General features: G+C 75.6%; 20 protein-coding genes. 17 read left to right on the top strand and 3 right to left on the bottom strand.

The window, feature by feature from the left end; translation table 11 throughout:
* The first annotated feature begins 49 nt into the window (after positions 1-49).
* The 13 genes from ABD644_RS02030 (at position 50) to ABD644_RS01970 (ending at position 12,333) form a co-directional block, all read left to right on the top strand.
* Complete coding sequence (locus tag ABD644_RS02030; protein ID WP_344686820.1) at positions 50-703, top strand: redox-sensing transcriptional repressor Rex; 654 nt, start codon at positions 50-52, stop codon at positions 701-703.
* The gene (locus ABD644_RS02025) at positions 700-2,034 is read left to right on the top strand and encodes a glutamyl-tRNA reductase (RefSeq protein WP_344686819.1); all 1,335 of its coding nucleotides are present in this window, start codon (positions 700-702) and stop codon (positions 2,032-2,034) included. The genes ABD644_RS02030 and ABD644_RS02025 overlap by 4 nt, the downstream gene beginning before the upstream one ends.
* A complete protein-coding gene (gene hemC / locus ABD644_RS02020; RefSeq protein WP_344686818.1) occupies positions 2,031-2,969 on the top strand; it encodes a hydroxymethylbilane synthase in 939 nt (312 codons plus the stop codon). Before ABD644_RS02025 ends, hemC begins: the two co-directional genes overlap by 4 nt.
* A 58-nt stretch (positions 2,970-3,027) precedes the next feature.
* Positions 3,028-4,572, top strand: a complete 1,545-nt coding sequence (locus ABD644_RS02015) for a bifunctional uroporphyrinogen-III C-methyltransferase/uroporphyrinogen-III synthase (protein WP_344686817.1) — start codon at positions 3,028-3,030, stop codon at positions 4,570-4,572.
* Positions 4,569-5,549, top strand: coding sequence for a porphobilinogen synthase (gene hemB, locus ABD644_RS02010; RefSeq protein ID WP_344686816.1), 981 nt, complete (start codon positions 4,569-4,571; stop codon positions 5,547-5,549). The genes ABD644_RS02015 and hemB overlap by 4 nt, the downstream gene beginning before the upstream one ends.
* A gap of 4 nt (positions 5,550-5,553) precedes the next feature.
* On the top strand, positions 5,554-6,003 hold the full coding sequence (locus tag ABD644_RS02005; protein WP_344686815.1) for a hypothetical protein: 450 nt from the start codon (positions 5,554-5,556) through the stop codon (positions 6,001-6,003).
* A complete protein-coding gene (gene hemL, locus ABD644_RS02000) occupies positions 6,000-7,331 on the top strand; it encodes a glutamate-1-semialdehyde 2,1-aminomutase (RefSeq protein ID WP_344686814.1) in 1,332 nt (443 codons plus the stop codon). The genes ABD644_RS02005 and hemL overlap by 4 nt, the downstream gene beginning before the upstream one ends.
* Positions 7,328-7,972 carry a histidine phosphatase family protein gene (locus ABD644_RS01995; RefSeq protein WP_344686813.1) on the top strand — a complete coding sequence of 215 codons (645 nt, stop codon included), beginning with the start codon at positions 7,328-7,330 and terminating at the stop codon, positions 7,970-7,972. Before hemL ends, ABD644_RS01995 begins: the two co-directional genes overlap by 4 nt.
* Positions 7,969-8,541 carry a TlpA family protein disulfide reductase gene (locus ABD644_RS01990; RefSeq protein WP_344686812.1) on the top strand — a complete coding sequence of 191 codons (573 nt, stop codon included), beginning with the start codon at positions 7,969-7,971 and terminating at the stop codon, positions 8,539-8,541. The genes ABD644_RS01995 and ABD644_RS01990 overlap by 4 nt, the downstream gene beginning before the upstream one ends.
* Before the next feature lie 3 nt (positions 8,542-8,544).
* A complete protein-coding gene (locus ABD644_RS01985) occupies positions 8,545-9,351 on the top strand; it encodes a cytochrome c biogenesis CcdA family protein (RefSeq protein WP_344686810.1) in 807 nt (268 codons plus the stop codon).
* Positions 9,348-10,979: a cytochrome c biogenesis protein ResB gene (gene resB / locus ABD644_RS01980; RefSeq protein WP_344686809.1), complete on the top strand. Its 1,632-nt coding sequence runs from the start codon at positions 9,348-9,350 to the stop codon at positions 10,977-10,979. The genes ABD644_RS01985 and resB overlap by 4 nt, the downstream gene beginning before the upstream one ends.
* Entirely contained in the window at positions 10,969-11,916 is a 948-nt protein-coding gene (ccsB, locus tag ABD644_RS01975) for a c-type cytochrome biogenesis protein CcsB (protein ID WP_344686808.1), read from the top strand. Before resB ends, ccsB begins: the two co-directional genes overlap by 11 nt.
* A 129-nt stretch (positions 11,917-12,045) precedes the next feature.
* Complete coding sequence (locus ABD644_RS01970; protein ID WP_344686807.1) at positions 12,046-12,333, top strand: hypothetical protein; 288 nt, start codon at positions 12,046-12,048, stop codon at positions 12,331-12,333.
* Positions 12,334-12,344: 11 nt separating this feature from the next.
* On the opposite strand, the gene ABD644_RS01965 is transcribed toward ABD644_RS01970, so the two are convergent.
* Positions 12,345-12,560, bottom strand: coding sequence for a hypothetical protein (locus ABD644_RS01965; protein WP_344686805.1), 216 nt, complete (start codon positions 12,558-12,560; stop codon positions 12,345-12,347).
* Between the two features lie 56 nt (positions 12,561-12,616).
* Between ABD644_RS01965 and ABD644_RS01960 the strand changes: the two genes are divergently transcribed.
* Together ABD644_RS01960 and ABD644_RS01955 are read left to right on the top strand one after the other, a co-directional pair.
* Positions 12,617-13,081 (top strand): Lrp/AsnC family transcriptional regulator, encoded by a 465-nt coding sequence (locus ABD644_RS01960; protein ID WP_344686804.1) that lies wholly within the window; start codon positions 12,617-12,619, stop codon positions 13,079-13,081.
* Positions 13,082-13,137: 56 nt separating this feature from the next.
* Complete coding sequence (locus tag ABD644_RS01955) at positions 13,138-13,443, top strand: DUF4229 domain-containing protein (protein WP_344686803.1); 306 nt, start codon at positions 13,138-13,140, stop codon at positions 13,441-13,443.
* Positions 13,444-13,446: 3 nt separating this feature from the next.
* On the opposite strand, the gene ABD644_RS01950 is transcribed toward ABD644_RS01955, so the two are convergent.
* Positions 13,447-14,319 carry a 1,4-dihydroxy-2-naphthoate polyprenyltransferase gene (locus ABD644_RS01950; RefSeq protein WP_344686802.1) on the bottom strand — a complete coding sequence of 291 codons (873 nt, stop codon included), beginning with the start codon at positions 14,317-14,319 and terminating at the stop codon, positions 13,447-13,449.
* A 63-nt stretch (positions 14,320-14,382) separates the two neighbouring features.
* Positions 14,383-15,525, bottom strand: a complete 1,143-nt coding sequence (gene menE, locus ABD644_RS01945) for an o-succinylbenzoate--CoA ligase (RefSeq protein ID WP_344686800.1) — start codon at positions 15,523-15,525, stop codon at positions 14,383-14,385.
* Between the two features lie 41 nt (positions 15,526-15,566).
* On the opposite strand from menE, the gene ABD644_RS01940 reads away from it, so the two are divergent.
* Together ABD644_RS01940 and menD are read left to right on the top strand one after the other, a co-directional pair.
* Positions 15,567-16,493 carry an o-succinylbenzoate synthase gene (locus tag ABD644_RS01940; RefSeq protein ID WP_344686798.1) on the top strand — a complete coding sequence of 309 codons (927 nt, stop codon included), beginning with the start codon at positions 15,567-15,569 and terminating at the stop codon, positions 16,491-16,493.
* Positions 16,490-18,181, top strand: coding sequence for a 2-succinyl-5-enolpyruvyl-6-hydroxy-3-cyclohexene-1-carboxylic-acid synthase (menD, locus tag ABD644_RS01935; protein ID WP_344686797.1), 1,692 nt, complete (start codon positions 16,490-16,492; stop codon positions 18,179-18,181). Before ABD644_RS01940 ends, menD begins: the two co-directional genes overlap by 4 nt.
* Positions 18,182-18,205 lie beyond the last annotated feature (24 nt).

Below are 18,205 nucleotides of genomic sequence, written 5' to 3'. Positions count from 1 at the left end.
CTGCCTCCGGTCCTGCCGGGGAGACGGGTGCGACCGCTGTGGAGAGCCCGTGATCCAGCCGCGGCCCCGGACCATCCCGGAGGCCACCGTCGCACGCCTGGCCGTGTACCTCCGGGTGCTCACGACGCTGGCCGACGGGGGCCGGGGCACCGTCGCCTCGGGGGAGCTGGCCGAGGCCGCCGGAGTGAACCCGGCCGGGCTGCGCAAGGACCTCTCCCACCTCGGCCCGTGCGGCGTCCGCGGCGTCGGCTACGAGGTGCGGACGCTGCGCGACCGGATCGCCCGCGTCCTCGGCGTCGAGCGGTCCCGGGCCTGCGTGCTGGTCGGCATCGGCAACCTGGGCTCCGCCCTGGCCGACTACGCCGGCTTCGGCACGCGGGGGTTCGAGTTCGTCGGCCTGTTCGACGCCGCCCCCGCCCGCGTGGGCCAGCACATCGGCGGCCTCACCGTGCGCCCCCTCGCCGACCTCGAGGACGTCGTGGCCGCGACCCGCGCCTCCATCGGCGTGATCACCACCCCCGCCGAGGTGGCGCAGTCGATCTGCGACCGGCTCGCCGCGGCCGGCGTCCGCAGCATCCTCAACTTCGCGCCGGTGACCCTCGCGGCGCCGCCCGGCGTCGACGTGCGCAAGGTCGACCTGTCCGTCGAGCTGCAGGTGCTGGCGTTCCTGGGCCAGCAGCGGCTCGTGGAGGAGGTCTCGTGAGCCTCCTGGCAGTGGGCATCAGCCACCGGACCGCCCCGGTCGCGCTGCTGGAGCAGTTCGCGATGGGCCCCGACGACCGCGCCAAGGCCCTGCACGAGCTCGTCGAGAGCGACCACGTCAGCGAGGCCCTCGTCCTGGCCACGTGCAACCGCATCGAGGTCTTCGCCGAGGTCGAGAAGTTCCACGGCGGCGTCACCGACGTCAGCCGGGTCCTGGCCCGGCAGGCCGGTGCCTCGGTCGAGGAGCTCTCGCCCTACGTGACCGTCCACTACGAGGAGCAGGCGGTCACGCACCTGTTCACCGTCGCCGCGGGGCTGGACTCGATGGTGGTCGGCGAGACGCAGGTGCTCGGCCAGCTCCGGGCGGCCTACGCGCTGGCCCGCGAGGAGGGCACCGTCGGCCGGGCCCTGCACTCGGTCGCCCAGCGCGCCTTGCGCGTGGGCAAGCGGGTGCACTCCGAGACCGGCATCGACCGGGCCGGCGCCTCCCTGGTGTCGGTCGCGCTCGACCGTGCGGAGGCGCGGATCGGCGGGCTCGCCGGACGGCGGGTGCTCGTCGTCGGTGCGGGCTCCATGGGCGCCCTGGCCGCCACCACGCTCGGCCGCCGCGGCGCCGACGTCGTCGTCAGCAGCCGGACCGAGGAGCACGCGCAGCGGCTGGCCACGAGCGTCGGCGGGCGCGCCGCCGAGCTGACCGCGCTGCCCACCGAGCTGGCCGCCGCCGACGTGCTGCTGACCTGCACCGGCGCCACCGGGACCGTGATCGGCACCGACGTCGTCGTCGGCGCGATGGACGACCGCGACGGGCGGCCGCTGGTCGTCGTCGACCTCGCCCTGCCCCGCGACGTCGATCCCGGCGTGGCCGGTCTGCCCGGGGTGCACGTCGTCGACCTCGCTCTGCTGCAGGGCGAGCACGAGGGCGGCCCGGTCGCCGCCGACGACGTCGTCGCGGCGCACGCGCTGATCGAGGCCGAGACGGCGCTGCTGCGCGCCGAGCGCCAGGCCGCAGAGGTCGCGCCGACGGTGTCGGCCCTGCGCAGCCAGGCCGCCGAGGTCGTCGACGCCGAACTGCTCCGGCTGTCCTCGCGGCTGCCCGAACTCGACGCCCGGCACCGCGCCGAGATCGCCCGTACCGTGCGCCGCGTCGTCGACAAGCTGCTGCACGAGCCCACCGTGCGCGTGAAGGAGCTGGCCGCCGACCCGGGCGGCACCGACTACGCCGGTGCGCTGCGGGCCCTGTTCGGCCTGGGCATCGACGCCGAGCCGGCCGACGGCGCCCTCGCCGAGGCCGTCACCGTCGACCCCGACCAGCGGGCCGGTGAGGCCTCGTGACCGCCCTCGTCACCTCCACCCTGCGGCTCGGCACCCGCGCCAGCGCCCTGGCCACCACCCAGTCGCAGCTGGTCGCCGACGCCATCACCGCGGCCACCGGGGCGAGCGTCGAGCTCGTGCTCATCTCCACGGAGGGCGACCGCTCCTCGGCCGCGATCCAGCAGCTCGGGGGCACCGGGGTCTTCGTGGCGGCGCTGCGCGAGGCGCTGCTGGCCGGCGAGGTCGACCTGGCCGTGCACAGCTACAAGGACCTGCCGACCGCCCCGGCGCCGGGCCTGATCCTGGCCGCCGTCCCGGCCCGCGAGGACCCGCGGGACGTGCTCGTCGCCCGCGACGGGCTCACCCTCGGCGAGCTGCCCGCCGGGTCCACCGTCGGCACCGGCGCACCCCGCCGGGCCGCCCAGCTGCGCGCGCTCGGCCTCGGGCTGGAGATCGTGCCGATCCGCGGCAACGTCGACACCCGCATGGCACGGGTCGCCGAGGGCGACCTCGACGCCGTCGTCCTCGCCCGGGCCGGGCTCGCGCGCCTGGACCGGCTGGCCGCGGTCACCGAGACCCTCGACCCGCTGCAGGTGCTGCCCGCGCCCGCGCAGGGCGCGCTCGCCGTCGAGTGCCGCACCAGCGACTCCCGCACCCGCGAGCTGCTCGGGCGGCTCGAGCACCCGGTCACCCGGTCCTGCGTCGTCGCCGAGCGCAGCGTGCTCGCCGCCCTCGAGGCCGGCTGCAGCGCCCCGGTGGCGGCCTACGCCGAGGTCGCCGAGGGCGAGACCGGCCCGGAACTGTTCCTGCGCGCGTCGGTGACGGCGCTGGACGGCGGCGACTCCGTGCGCGGCTCCGTCACCGGCCCCCTGACCGACGCCTCCGCCCTCGGGCGCGCGTTGGCCGCAGACCTGCTCGACCGCGGCGCGGCCGAGCTCATGGTGGTCCCCCAGTGACCGCCCCCCAGACCCCCGCAAATCGAGCCCTCATCAGGGCCAGAAACAGGAGCACGCGATGACGCGCAACCGCGCGACCAACGGTTCCGCCGGCAAGGTCGTCTTCGTCGGCGCCGGCCCCGGCGACCCCGGCATGCTCACCGCCCGCGCGCAGGCCGCGCTGGCCCAGGCCGGCCTGGTGATCGTCGACCCCGACGTCTCCGCGGCCGTGCAGGACGAGGTGCGCGGCCAGCACGCGGAGCTCGAGCTCACCCCCGCCACCGGTGAGCCCGCCGAGGTGGCCAAGGCCGCCGTCACGGCGGCCAAGAGCGGCACGGTCGTCGTCCGGCTGGTCGCCGGCGACCCGTACACCTCCGACGCCGCGGTCAAGGAGGTGCTCGCCGTCGGCCGCACCTCCGTGCCGTTCGACGTCGTGCCGGGCGTCGCCACCGCCACCGCGGTGCCGGCCTTCGCAGGGGTGGCCCTCGGCGGGACGGCGATCACCGCCGACCTGCGCGGCGGCGCCGACCTCACCGCGCTGGCGGCCGCCGTGACCTCGACCGGCGGCACGCTGGTCCTGCAGGCCACCGCCGAGGACCTGCCCGACGCCGCCGTCGGCCTCGTCGAGGCCGGGCTCGGGGGCAGCACCCCGGTGGTCGTCACCACCGGCGGCTCGGGGACGGCGCAGAAGAGCGTCACCGCGAAGCTCTCCGCCGTCGCCGAGAAGACCGCCGGGCTGGACGCGCTGACCGGGCCGGTCGTCGTCACCGTCGGTGCCGCCGTCGACAAGCGCGCCAAGCTGTCCTGGTGGGAGAGCCGGCCGCTGTTCGGCTGGCGGGTGCTGGTGCCCCGCACCAAGGACCAGGCCGGTGAGATGAGCGACCGGCTGCGGGCCTACGGCGCGGTGCCGGTCGAGGTGCCGACCATCGCCGTGGAGCCGCCCCGCAGCCCCGCCCAGATGGACCGGGCGATCAAGGGCCTGGTCACCGGCCGGTACGGGTGGATCGTGTTCACCTCGGTCAACGCCGTGAAGGCCGTGCGCGAGAAGTTCGCGGAGCTGGGCCTCGACGCCCGCGCGTTCGCCGGCGTCAAGGTCGCTTGCGTCGGTGAGCAGACTGCGCAGGCGGTGCGCGACTTCGGCATCGTGCCGGAGCTCGTGCCGACCGGCGAGCAGTCCAGCCAGGGCCTGCTCGCCGACTTCCCGGAGTACGACGACGTCCTCGACCCGATCAACCGGGTGCTGCTGCCCCGCGCCGACATCGCCACCGAGACCCTGGCCGCGGGCCTGGTCGAACGCGGGTGGGAGATCGACGACGTCACCGCCTACCGGACCGTCCGCGCGGCCCCGCCGGCGGCCTCGGTGCGCGAGGCGATCAAGGGCGGCGGCTTCGACGCGGTGTGCTTCACCTCGTCGAGCACCGTGCGCAACCTGGTCGGCATCGCCGGCAAGCCGCACGCCAAGACCGTCGTCGCGGTGATCGGTCCCGCCACGGCGGCCAGCGCCCAGGAGTTCGGTCTCCGCGTGGACGTGCAGCCGGAGACGGCCGCGGTCGCCCCGCTCGTCGACGCGCTGGCCGAGTTCGCCGCGGCCCGGCGCGCCGAGGAGGAAGGCGAGGGCAAGTGACCGGGTTCGCCCGCGGGCGTCGGCTCCGGTCGACGCCCGCGCTGCGGCGGCTGACGGCGCAGACGCGCCTGGCGCCGGCGGACTTCGTGCTGCCGGTGTTCGTCAAGCAGGGGATCGACGCCCCAGTTCCGATCTCGGCGATGCCCGGCGTCGTCCAGCACACCCTGGACTCGCTGCGGAAGGCCGCGCACGAGGCGGCCGAGGCCGGTATCGGCGGGCTGATGCTGTTCGGCATCCCGGGCGAGAAGGACGCGATCGGGTCACAGGCCGACGCGGCCGACGGGATCGTCAACGTCGCCCTGCAGCAGTTGCGGGCCGACCTCGGCGACGAGCTGGTGCTCATGGCCGACCTGTGCCTGTGCGAGTACACCGACCACGGGCACTGCGGCGTCGTCACGCCGGCCGGTCTCGTCGACAACGACCCGACGCTGGACCGCTACGCCGCGGTCGCCGTCGCCCAGGCCCAGGCCGGGGCCCACCTGATCGCGCCCAGCGGGATGATGGACGGCCAAGTCGCCGCGATCCGTCGCGCCCTGGACGGCGCCGCACACACCGAGACGCCGATCCTGGCCTACGCCGCCAAGTACGCCTCGGGCTTCTACGGCCCGTTCCGCGAGGCCGCCGAGGGTGCCCCGCAGTTCGGCGACCGGTCGACCTACCAGATGGACCCGCCCAACGCCGACGAGGCGCTGCGCGAGGTGGCCCAGGACATCGCCGAGGGCGCGGACGCGGTGATGGTCAAGCCGGCGCTGCCCTACCTCGACATCGTCGCGCGGGTTGCCGACGCGGTGCACGTGCCGGTCGCGGCCTACCAGGTGAGCGGCGAGTACGCGATGGTCGAGGCGGCCGCCGCCAACGGCTGGGTGGACCGCGAGCGAGCCATCCTCGAGACGCTCACCGCCATCCGCCGCGCCGGCGCCGGCACGGTGCTCACGTACTGGGCCGTCGAGGCGGCGCGGCTGCTGGCGCGCGCCTGATCCGGTGACGCCGTACGTCGAGCACGGGAGTTCGTGGCGGCCGTTCTGGCTGGTCGCCGGCGCGCTCGCGGTGTTCCTGGGGCTCGACCTCGCCTTCCCCGGCCCCGACATCCCCCCGCTGCTCTGGCTGGTCGCCATCGCGGCGGTCCTCGGCGTCGTCGCCGGCGGCACGCTCTCGGCCCGGCGCATCTGGACCGTCCGGGTCGACGAGCACGCGCTCGTCGTCGGCCGGGAGCGGGTGGCCCTGTCCGAGGTCGACGTCGACCACCTGCGGGCGGTGGACGCGGGCGTCGACGCCGGGGCGCCGGTGCTCGGCGGCGGCTGGTCGGTCCCCAAGGGCCGGACCGGGCTGCCGCTGAAGCTCGCCGACGGCCGCACTGTGCTGGTCCCCACCCGCGACCCTGCCGCCCTGCGGGCCGCGCTGCTCGATCCGCGAGGGACACTGGGGTCGTGACCTCGCTCGACAACCTGCCCTACCCGTACGAGGCCCCCGTGTCCGCGGAGCTGTTCGCCCGCGGGCAGGAGATCACGCCGGGCGGTGTCAACAGCCCCGTCCGCGCTTTCCGGGCCGTCGGGGGGACGCCGCGCTTCATGGTCTCCGGCTCGGGTCCGTGGCTCACCGACGCCGACGGGCGCCGCTACGTGGACCTGGTCAGCTCCTGGGGGCCGATGATCCTCGGCCACGCCCACCCGGCCGTCGTCGAGGCCGTGGCCGCGGCCGCCCGGCGCGGGCTGTCCTTCGGTGCACCCACCGAGGGCGAGCTGGACCTGGCCGAGGAGATCCGCGACCGCATGCCGCCGGTCGAGCGGGTGCGGCTGGTCAACTCGGGCACCGAGGCCGTGCTGTCGGCCGTCCGACTGGCCCGCGGCGCCACCGGCCGGCCGCTCGTCGTCAAGTTCGCCGGCTGCTACCACGGCCACGTGGACGCGCTGCTCGCCTCCGCCGGCTCGGGGGTGGCCACCCTCGGCCTGCCAGACACGCCGGGCGTCACCACGGGCGCCGCCGCGGACACCGTCGTCCTGCCCTACAACGACGTCGCCGCCGTCGAGAAGGTGTTCGCCGAGCGCGGGGCGGACATCGCCTGCGTCATCACCGAGGCGGCCGCGGGCAACATGGGCGTGGTCCCGCCCCTGGACGGGTTCAACACCGCCCTGCGCCGGATCACCGCCGCGCACGGCGCGCTGCTGATCGTCGACGAGGTCATGACCGGGTTCCGGGTGTCGCGCTCCGGCTGGTACGGCCTGGACCCGGTCGACGCCGACCTGTTCACCTTCGGCAAGGTCATGGGCGGCGGCCTGCCGGCGGCCGCGTTCGGCGGGCGGCAGGACCTCATGGCGCAGCTGGCCCCGACCGGGCCGGTCTACCAGGCGGGCACCCTGTCCGGGAATCCGGTCGCGGTGGCCGCCGGCCTGACCACGCTGCGCCTGTGCACCGACGAGGTCTACGCGCGGTGCGACGAGGTGTCGGCCGTGCTCCGCGGCGCGGCCAGTGCCGCCCTGTTCGCCGCCGGGGTCCCGCACCGCATGCAGCAGGCTGGCAACATGTTCTCGGTCTTCTTCGTGCCCGACGAGCGCCAGGTGCGCGACTACGACGACGCCCGCACCCAGGACGTCGCCCGCTACACCGCCTTCTTCCACGCGATGCTGGCCCGCGGGGTGTACCTGCCGCCGTCGGCGTTCGAGGCCTGGTTCGTCAACGCCGCCCTCGAGGGGGAGGCACTCGACCGCGTGCTCGAGGCGCTGCCGGCCGCCGCGCGGGCCGCCGCCGAGGTGGGGGCATGAGCACGAGCTCCGGCACCACGACGGTCCACCTGCTGCGCCACGGCGAGGTGCACAACCCGGCGAAGATCCTCTACGGCCGGCTGCCCGGCTACCGGCTGTCCGCTGCCGGCGAGGAGATGGCCTCCGTCGCCGCGAAGTGGTTCCTCGACCGGGACGTCACCCACCTGGTGTCCAGCCCCCTGGAGCGGGCCCAGCAGACCGCCGCGCCCATCGCCGCCGCGCTGTCGCTGCCGGTCACGATCGACGAGCGGCTGATCGAGGCCGGCAACGCCTTCGAGGGGCTGCGGGTCGGCGTCGGCGACGGTGCACTGCGCGTCCCGAAGCACTGGTGGAAGCTGCGCAACCCGTTCCGGCCCTCCTGGGGCGAGCCGTACGTCGAGATCGCCGCCCGGATGCTCGCCGCCGCGGAGGCCGCCCGCGACGCCGCCCGGGGCCACGAGGCCGTGCTGGTCAGCCACCAGCTGCCGATCTGGACCCTGCGGCTGCACGTCGAGGGCCGCCGGTACGTGCACGACCCCCGACGCCGGCAGTGCGGCCTGGCCAGCGTCACGTCCCTGACCTTCGACGGCGACAAGATCGTGGGCGTCTCCTACGCCGAGCCGGCGGGTGCGACCGACCCCGACGCGGTGCCCGGCGCATGAGGCGATGCCTGGCGTTGCTTGCGGCGGCCGGCGTCCTCGCCGGCTGCTCGACGGGCGCGAACGCCGTCGACGTCAACAACGGCGGGGAGTTCCGCTTCGTCGCGGGCACCCCGGCCGGCGAGGTGATCCCGGAGGACCAGCGCGCCGCCGCTCCGGAGTTCTCCGGCACCCTCCTCGGGGGCGACGACTTCGACTCCGGTCAGCTGGCCGGGAACGTCGCGGTGCTCAACTTCTGGGGGTCGTGGTGCGCCCCGTGCCGGGTGGAGACGCCGGAGTTCAGCGAGGTCGCCGAGGAGACCGCCGACGACGGCGTGCAGTTCCTCGGCATCAACGTGAAGGAGACCAGCGAGCAGTTCGCGGTGGCCTTCGTCGACCGGTTCGCGATCTCCTTCCCGTCGCTCTACGACCCCCGCGGCGAGGTGGCCCTGGCGTTCCGCGACTACCCGGCGAACGCGATCCCGTCCACGATCGTCCTCGATCCGCAGTACCGGGTGGCGGCGGTGTACACCGGTGAGGTCGCCCAGGACGACCTGCGGCAGGTGCTCGACCGGGTGCTGGAGGAGGGCTGAGCCGTGGGAGAAACCTTCAGCGGCCTGGTCACCGACGGCCCGCTCCTCGTCGCCGCGGCGGTCGCCGCGCTGGTCGGCCTGATCAGCTTCGCCTCGCCGTGCGTCCTGCCGCTGGTGCCCGGTTACCTGGCCTACGTGTCCGGGCTGGTCGGCACCGGGACGCCGGGCGAGGAGCCCGCCGGCTCCGGGGGCGCGACCACCGCCGTCCGCACCTCGGTGTCGCCGCGCACCCGCATGGTCCTCGGGGCGGTGCTGTTCGTCCTCGGGTTCACCGTGGTCTTCGTCGCCGTCGGGACGGCGTTCGGCGGCCTGGGCCGGCTGCTGCTCCAGCACGCCGACGTCCTCAACCGCGTCTTCGGCGTCGTCACGATCCTCGTCGGGCTGGGCTTCCTCGGCTGGCTGCCCCTGCTGCAGCGGACCAAGCGGCTCTCCGCCCGCCCGGCCGCCGGCCTGGCCGGGGCGCCGCTGCTGGGCATCGTGTTCGGCCTGGGCTGGACCCCCTGCCTCGGCCCGACCCTCTCGGCGGTCTACTCGCTGGCCTTCACCGAGGCCACGGCCACCCGGGGGGCGCTGCTCGGGCTGGCCTACTGCGTGGGCCTGGGGGTCCCGTTCGTGCTCGTCGCCCTCGGCGCGCGCTGGGCGATGGGCGCCACGTCCTTCCTGCGCCGGCACGCGCGCACGGTCACCCGGGTCGGCGGGGCCGTCCTCGTGCTGGTCGGCCTGATGCTGCTCACCGGGGCCTGGACCGAGCTCATGGGCTGGCTGCGTTCGTGGCTGGCCGCCACCGGCTTCGGGGAGAGCGCGCTGTGACGGTTCTGGACCGGCCCGCCGTCTCGGCACCGGGCCCCTCGGCTCCCCGCCGCGGCGCGGGCCTGCTGCTCCAGTGGTGGCGCCGGCTCACCGCCATGCGGACGGCGATCATCCTGCTGTTCCTGCTCGCGCTGGCCGCCGTCCCCGGTTCGCTGCTGCCGCAGCGCTCGCTCTCGCAGAACAACGTCACGCAGTACTTCGCCGACAACCCGACGCTGGCGCCGATCCTCGACCGGCTGTACCTCTTCGACGTCTTCAGCTCCCCGTGGTTCGCCGCGGTCTACCTGCTGCTGTTCGTCTCGCTGATCGGGTGCGTGCTGCCGCGGGCCCTGGAGCACGCCCGGGCGCTGCGGGCCGCGCCGCCCCGCGCCCCGCGCCACCTGCTGCGGTTGCCCGACTCGGGTGAGCTGCGCAGCACGCTGCCGCCGGCCGAGGCGCTCGACGTCGTCGAGGAGGAGCTGCGGGTCCGCCGCTTCCGCGTCGTCCGTCGCTCTGCCGACACCGCCGGGGCCAGCGGGGGCGAGGTGTCGGCGGAGAAGGGCTATCTCAAGGAGACCGGCAACCTGCTGTTCCACCTGTCGCTGGTGGCCCTGCTGCTGGGGCTGGCCGGCGGCAAGCTCTGGGGCTACGAGGGCAGCATCCTGGTCACCGAGGGCCAGGGCTTCTGCAACTCCTTCCAGCAGTACGACACCTACTCCGCGGGTCCGTTGGTCGACAGCGGGGACCTCAGCCCGGTGTGCGTCGACCTCGAGGACTTCCGCGCCGAGTACGAGGAGGACCTCACCGCCTCGTCCTTCACCGCCGACATCCGCTACGGCGGCCCCGGCGAGGAGGGCCGGGCCACGACGATCGGCGTCAACGACCCCCTGCGGATCGACGGCGACCGGATCTACGTCACCGGCCACGGGTTCAGTCCCACGTTCGCGGTCACCCTCCCCGACGGGCGGGAGTACACCGACCTGTCGGTGCCGTTCCTGCCCTCCGACCAGACCACCCTCGCCAGCCAGGGCGCGCTCAAGCTGCCCGACGTCGGCACCGGCAGCGACGACCAGCTCGCGCTGGAGGGCTTCTTCGCGCCGACCGGCGTGGTGCAGGGCGGAATCCTCACCTCCATCGACCCCCGGCCGCTGGACCCGCAGGTCGCGATCGTCCTGTACGAGGGCTACCTGGGGCTGGACTCCGGCATCCCGCAGTCGGTCTACTCGCTGGACGCGACGCAGATCGACCGCGGCAGCCTCGAACGGGTCGGGGCCGCCAACCTCGAGGTCGGCGAGTCCGTCGAGCTGCCCGACGGCACGTCCGTCGCGTTCACCGGCTTCCGCGAGTTCGCCGCGCTGCAGTTCTCGCACGACCCGGGGCAGCTGTGGGTCCTCGGGTCGGCGGTCAGCCTGCTCGTCGGGCTGCTCGGCATGCTCCTGGTGCGCCGCGAGCGCGTGTTCGCCCGCGTCGGCGCCCCGTCCGGCGACGGCGGTACCGTGCTGACGGTCGCGTCGCTCATGCGGGGCAGCGGGGAGAGCGCACCCCGGTTCGCCGCCTTGTCCGACGAGCTGGGCACCGTGCTCGCCGCGCGTGCCGACTCTGCTCGATCCCGCACGTCTGCTTCGGAGGTCCCCCCGCGTGAGTCCTGACCAGTCGTTGGCCGACCTGTCGGACACGTTCTTCACGGTCAGCGTCGCGCTGTACTCCGTGGCCCTGGTCGCCTTCTGCGCGCAGCTGGCGTTCGGCCGTCGTCCGGTGCGGGAGCGCGAGCTGGTGGGGGCGGGTCCTGCCGGGTCCGCGACCGACAGCCACCCCGACGTCGAGCCGCCCGCGGCGAACCGGTGGGGCGCGATCGGGATCGGGCTGACGATCCTCGGCGCGCTCACCCACGCCGCGGTCATGATCACCCGCGGCATGGCCGTCGACCGGTTGCCGTGGGGCAACATGTACGAGTTCGGCACGGCCGTCGTGCTCGTCGCCGTCGTCGCCTACGCCGTGCTGGCCGTGCGCGCCCCCGCGCTGCGGCACATGGGTGCCTTCGTGCTGGGCCCCGTCGTCCTCGCGATGGTCGGGATCGGCCTGTTCCTCTACGCGCCGGCCGCACCGCTGGTCGCGGCCCTGCGGTCGTACTGGCTGGCCATCCACGTGACGTCGGCGATCCTCGGCTTCGGCATCTTCTTCGTCAGCGGCATCGCGAGCCTCCTCTACCTGCTCCGAGTCCGGCACGACGCCCGCGCGGTCGAGGGGGAGACGTCGATCCTCTCCCGGCTCCCGTCGGCGGCCGGGCTCGACCGGGTGGCCCACCGCACCGCGATCTTCGGCTTCCCGATCTGGACGTTCGCCGTCATCGCCGGGGCGATCTGGGCCGAGAGCGCTTGGGGCCGGTTCTGGGGCTGGGACCCCAAGGAGACCTGGTCGTTCGTGGCGTGGGTCGTGTACGCCGCCTACCTGCACGCCCGCACCACGGCCGGCTGGCGCGGGCGGCCCGCGGCCTGGGTCAACGTGGTCGGGCTGGCGGTGATGGTGTTCAACCTGCTGTTCGTGAACCTCGTCTCGACCGGCCTGCACAGCTACGGCGGCGTCTGACCGATCACGCTGGGTGATCGATCCCTGCGGGGCCCCCGGCGCCGATGGCGTGACGAACACCGGGTCGGCGTGCTTCCATGCCTCCGCAGGAGCGCCCGATCGCCGGGCCGCGTCGCACCGGAGGTCACCGTGGGTAAGCACGCCGCGCCGGGATCGTCCTCGCACCCGCTCGTGGCGGCCGCCCTCGCGCAGCGCACCGCCGAGGGAGGCGCGCACCGGGGCGGGCGCCGGCCCGCGAGCGAGGGGCCGGTGGGGTGGCCCGGTCCGTCCTCCCCGGACGGCGGGGGCCTGGGGTGGCCGGGGGACCTGCCGGCGTCCGACGCCACCGACGGGGACGGCGAGGCGTCCGACGACCCTGCGCCACGCGCGGCGCGGCGCGGCTGGCGGCGGCTGCTCGGTCAGGCGCCCGCCGCCTGAGAGCAACCGGGTCAGGCGTTCTTGCTGCCGTCGTCGCGGCGGGCCCGCCGCTCGAGCTCGCGCAGGAACTCCGGGTCGTCGTCGGGGGCCAGCGGCCGCGCCGGGCGCTGCGGCCGCGGGCGGCGCATCGGGCGCGGACCGCTCCCGAGCCCACCCGGGTTCTTCGTCGCGCGCAGGATGAGCACGACGACGATCACCGCGACCACGAGCAGCACCGGAACGATCACTCTTCCACCCCCACGTCCGCACCCACCCTACGTCGGCGGCGATACTCGGTGACGAGTTGAGTCCCCCCGAACGGAGATCTGTCATCGACGCCGTCGACCAGCAGCTGATCGACCTGCTGCGAGCCAACGGCCGCGCGAGCTACGCCGAGCTGGCCCGGCAGGTCGGGCTCTCCTCCCCGGCCGTCACCGAGCGGGTGGCCAAGCTCGAGGCGTCCGGCGTGATCACCGGCTACCGGGCCGTCATCGACCCGCCGTCCGTCGGCCTCGACGTCACCGCGCTCATCGGCGTCATCGAGAGCGACGCGGTCGACGAGCTCGGTGTCGAGGAGGCCATGCGGGCGATGCCACAGGTCGAGGACTGCTGGCGGGTCGCCGGCAGCGAGGGCTACGTGCTCAAGGTGCGCGTGACCGACATCCCGGCACTCGAGGCCACCATCGGGGCGTTGAACCGGATCAGGGGCGTCGCCCGCACCCGCACGACCGTCGTGCTCTCCACCAAGTGGGAGGGCCGGCATGGGTGACGACGTCGCGTGGGCGGCCACAGGGCACGGCCCGACAACCACATGGGAAGGTCGGCATGGCTGACGACACCGCAGTCCCCGGAAGCCCCACCGGAGGCCCGGCCGTCCCGCCGAGGGTCTTCCCGTGGCTGGTCATGTACACCGTCGGCCGGCTCTCCATCTGGGCGCTGCTGACGCTGATCCTCTGGATGGCCGGGCTGGACTTCTTCTCCGGCCTGCTCTTCGGCCTGCTGCTGTCGCTGCCGGTCGCCTACGTGGTGCTGCGCCCGTCGCGGGATCGGCTGACCGAGGCGCTGGCCGCGCGCAGCATGGCTCGCCAGGCGGCCAAGGAGGACCTGCGGAACCGGCTCAGCGGGGAGTGACGCTCACCCGCTGACCGCGATCCCCGCGGCCAGCAGCACCCCGGTGGCGAGGGTGAGCCGGCCCGTGCCCGCCAGCGCGCCGATCAGGGCCGGGCCGCGGCCACCGGTGAGCACGGTGCGCGCCGGTGGCACGGCCAGGGGGACGGCGAGCAGCCCGAGGAGTGCCCACGGTCGCCCGACCCCGATCCCGGCGACGACCGCGAACACGACGACGAACAGGCCCACGTAGAGCAGCCGGGTGGCGCGGTCGCCCAGCAGCACGGCCAGGGTCCGCTTCCCGGCCGCGGCGTCGCCCACGATGTCGCGCAGGTTGTTGACCACCAGGATGTCGACGATCAGCAACCCGATCGGCACCGACGCGGCCACGGCGAGGCCCTCGACCGCCCGGGTCTGCACGAACGTGGTGCCGACGACGGCGACGGGCCCGAAGAAGACGAAGACGAACACCTCGCCCAGCGCCCGGTAGCCGTACGGCAACGGTCCGCCGGTGTAGGTCCACGCGGCCGCGATGCAGACCGCGCCGACGGCGACCAGCCACCAGCTCGACAGCGCCGCCAGCGCCACACCGGCGACGGCGGCCACCCCGAAGGCGAGCCCGGCGGCCAGCAGCACCTGGCGCGGCGAGGCCGCTCCCGAGCCGACGAGGCGCATCGGCCCGACGCGGTCGGCGTCGGTGCCCCGTGTGCCGTCGGAGTAGTCGTTGGCGTAGTTGACCGCCACCTGCAGCGCGAGCGCGACCACGAGCGCGAGCAGGGCCGGCACCAGCCGGAAACCGTCGAGGGCGACCGCGACGCCGGTGCCGACGAGGACCGGGGCGAGCGCGGCCGGCAGCGTGCGCGGCCGGGCACCGGCCAGCCACTGGGCAGGGGTGGCCACTAGGGATGCACCGCCACTAGGGATGCACCGCCACCAGGGATGCACCGCCACCAGGGAGCACCGTCACGGTGCGCCCACCGCCGCCGCGACGGCGCGACGGTCGGGCTTGCCGGTGTGCAGGGTCGGGACGGTCGCCACGACGTGCAGCTCCCGGGGCGCCGCCGGAGCCCCGAGCCGCTCGGTCACCCAGGCGCGCAGCGAGGGCAGGGCGGGCTCGGCACCGGCGGCGGGGACGACGGCCGCGACCACCCGCTGCCCCCACTCGTCGTCGGGCCGGCCGAACACCACCGCGTCGGCCACGTCGGGGTGCTCGCGGAGGGCCGACTCCACCGCGGTCGGCGCGATGTTGACCCCGCCGGTGACGACGACGTCGTCCACCCGGCCGGTGACGGTGAGCCGGCCGTCGGCGAGCCATCCGGCGTCGCGGGTGCGGAACCAGCCGTCGACGAAGGCCGCCGCTGTCGCGGCCGGGTCGAGGCGGTAGCCCAGGGCGAGGGTCGGCCCGCTCAGCTCGACCCCGCCGCCGGAGATGCGCACGCCGACGCCGGTCAGTGGCTCCCCGTCGTACACGCAGCCACCGGCCGTCTCGGTCATCCCGTAGGTCGTCACCACCCGGACCCCGGCATCCCGGGCGCGGGCGAGCAGGCCCGGATCGGTGGCGGCGCCGCCGACGAGGACGGCGTCGAACGCCCGCAGCGCCTCGGGCTCGGCGTCGAGGAACCGGAGCAGCTGGGTGGGCACGAACGAGACGTAGCGCCGGTCACCGATCGGCATCCGGGCCACGGCCGCCGCGAGCGGTTCCCCCGGCGCCAGCGCGGTCGGGACGCGGCCGGTCAGCACGCTGCGGCAGAGCACCTGCAGGCCGGCCACCGCCGAGACGGGGAGCGCAAGGAGCCAGCTCCCCGCGCCGCCGAGCCGGTCCAGGGCCGCCGACGCCGAGGCGCGCACGGCCGCGGCCGGCAGCAGCACGCCGCGCGCCCGGCCGGTGGAGCCGGAGGTGACGACGACGAGGTCCGCGCCGGCCTCGACCGGCTCCTCGGGCCGCAGTGCCGCCTCCGCGGCCGCCACGACCGAGGCGGGTCCGGAGGGCAGGACGGCCAGCGGGCGCGCCCCGTCGAGGGCGGACCGGATGTCGTCGACGGTGAGGTCGGAGGCGGGGACGAGGGCGAGGTGTCGGGCGCTGCTGCTCCCCGCCCGTCCGCCCACGGACGGCAAGCCTACGGGGGTCCCGAACTACGCTGTGCGGCGTGATCACGGCCGTGTACCGGGTGCCGCTGCGCATCCGCTTCCGCGGCATCGACGTACGCGACGGGCTGCTGGTGCGCGGCCCCGCGGGCTGGGGCGAGTTCTCCCCGTTCTGGGACTACGACGTCGCCGAGAGCAGGCGCTGGTGGGGCGCCGCCGAGGAGGCCGCCGTCGAGGGCTGGCCGCCGGCGGTGCGCGGGACCGTGCCGGTCAACGTCACGGTGCCGGCGGTGGGTCCCGAGCAGGCCCGGACGATCGTCGCGGATTCGGGCTGCCGGACGGCCAAGGTGAAGGTCGCCGAACCCGGCCAGACCCCGGCCGAGGACCTCGCCCGCGTCGAGGCGGTCCGCGACGCCCTCGGTCCCGACGGGGCGATCCGGGTCGACGCGAACGGCGCCTGGGACGTCGACACCGCGGCGCAGCGCCTCCGGGAACTCGGCCGGGTGGGGCTCGAGTACGCCGAGCAGCCGTGCCCCACGCTGGCCGACCTGGCCCGGCTGCGCCGCCGGACCGACGTGCGGATCGCCGTCGACGAGGGCGTCCGGAGGTCGGCCGACCCGCTGCGCGTCGACCTGCGGGAGGCCGCAGACGTCGTCGTCCTCAAGGTGCAGCCGCTGGGCGGCGTCCGCGCGGCGCTCCGGGTCGCCGAGGCCCACGGCCTGCCCTGCGTCGTGTCCTCCGCGCTGGAGAGCTCGGTCGGCATCGCCGCCGGCGTCGCCCTGGCCGCGGCGCTCCCGGAGCTGCCGTTCGCCTGCGGGCTGGCCACCGTCGCGCTGTTCACCGACGACGTCACCAGCACGCCGCTGCTGCCCGTCGACGGGGAGCTGCCGGTGCGCCGTGTCGAGCCGGACCGGCTCGACGCGGTCGCGGCCGACCCGGAGACCGCGGCGCGATGGGCCGCACGGCTGGCGGCGGTGAGGGCCCCGTGAACCCCGCACCGCAGCTCGGCCACGTCCTGGTCGACGAGCTCGTGCGCGGCGGTGTCACCGACGCCGTCCTGGCGCCCGGGTCCCGCTCGGCGCCCGTCGCGCTGGCGCTCGCCGCGGCCGAGCGCGACGGCCGGTTGCGGCTGCACGTGCGGATCGACGAGCGGACGGCGGCGTTCCTGGCGCTCGGGCTGGCCAAGGCGTCGGGCCGCCCGGTTCCGGTCCTCACCACCTCGGGGACGGCCGCGGCGCACCTGCACGCGGCGGTGCTGGAGGCCGACGCGAGCGGGGTGCCGCTGCTGGCCCTCACCGCCGACCGGCCGGCGGAGCTGCGCGCGACCGGCGCGAACCAGACGATCGACCAGCCCGGGCTCTACGGCGGGGCGGTGCGCTGGGCCGCCGATCTGGCCGCGCCGGAGGCCGGCCGCGAGGAGGCGCAGAACCGTTACTGGCGGTCGGTGGTGTCCCGGGCTCTGCTCGTCGCCCGAGGTGACCTGACCGCCGATCCCGGCCCGGTGCACCTCAACCTGGCGTTCCGCGAGCCCTTGCTGCCCGACGACGGCGAGCCCGCGGTCGACGGGCAGTGGGCGGGCCGGTCCGGCGGGCAGCCGTGGACCTCGGCCGCGTCGCCGCCGCGGACCGAGCGGGCGGCGGCCTCCGGCCCGCTGCGCACGCTCGTGGTGGTCGGCGACGCCCCGCCCGCGCTCGGGCAGGCCGCCGCGGCCCTCGCGGACAGCTGTCGCTGGCCGGTGATCGCCGAGCCGAGCAGCGGAGCATGGGGGGCAGAGGAGGCGCTGCGCGGCGGGTCGCTGCTGCTCGGTGTTCCGGCCTGGCTGGCCGCCCACCGGCCCGAGCGGGTGCTGGTCGTGGGCCGGCCGACGCTGGCGCGCAGTGTCTCCGCGCTGCTCGGTGATCCCGCGGTGCGCATCGAGATCGCCGCCGGCGCGCCGCGGTGGGCCGACGCCGCGCGGGGTGGTGCCGTCGTCTCCCTCGGCGTCCCGGCCGACCGGCCGGGCGAACCGGTCGCGCCCGGCTGGTCCGGGCTCTGGCGCGACGCCGCCGCGCGCGTCGGCGCCGCCGTCGACCGGCTGCTCGACGCCCGGCCCGAGCTGACCGCGGCACGACTGGCGCGGGACGTCGTCGCGGCGCTGCCCCCGGGAGCGCTGCTGGTGCTGGGTTCCTCGACGCCCGTCCGCGACGTCGAGCGGCTGGCGAGCCCGCGTCCCGACGTCACGGTGCTGGCCAACCGGGGGGTCGCGGGCATCGACGGCACGATCTCGACGGCGGTCGGCGCGACCGTCGCCCGCGGTGGCCCGGCGGTCGCCCTGCTGGGGGACCTCACGTTCCTGCACGACCTCACCGGCCTGCTGCTCGGCGACGGCGAACCCGCGCCGGACCTGACCCTGGTGGTCCCCGACAACGACGGCGGCGGGATCTTCGCGCAGCTGGAGCCGGGGGCCGACCGGCACGCCCGCGACTACCGCCGGGTGTTCGGCACCCCGCACGGCCGCGACCTGGTCGCCGTCGCGGAGTCGCTGGGGTGGGCGGCATCCCGGGTGTCGACGGCCGCCGAGCTCCCGGACGTGCTGCGGCTGGGAGGCCCGCGGGTCGTGGTGGTGCGCACCGATCAGCGTGCCGAGGCCGATCTGGCGCGTCAGGTGCGGGAGGCGGCGGCGCAGGCGCTGGCCTGATCCCTCGTTTCTTGCGGATCCCTT

Origin of the sequence: Blastococcus jejuensis (assembly GCF_039534705.1) — a bacterium.
Taxonomy (GTDB): Bacteria; Actinomycetota; Actinomycetes; order Mycobacteriales; family Geodermatophilaceae; genus Blastococcus_B; species Blastococcus_B jejuensis.
The sequence above is the reverse complement of the archived record's forward strand: the minus strand, read 5'-3'. Positions and strand labels throughout refer to the sequence as shown.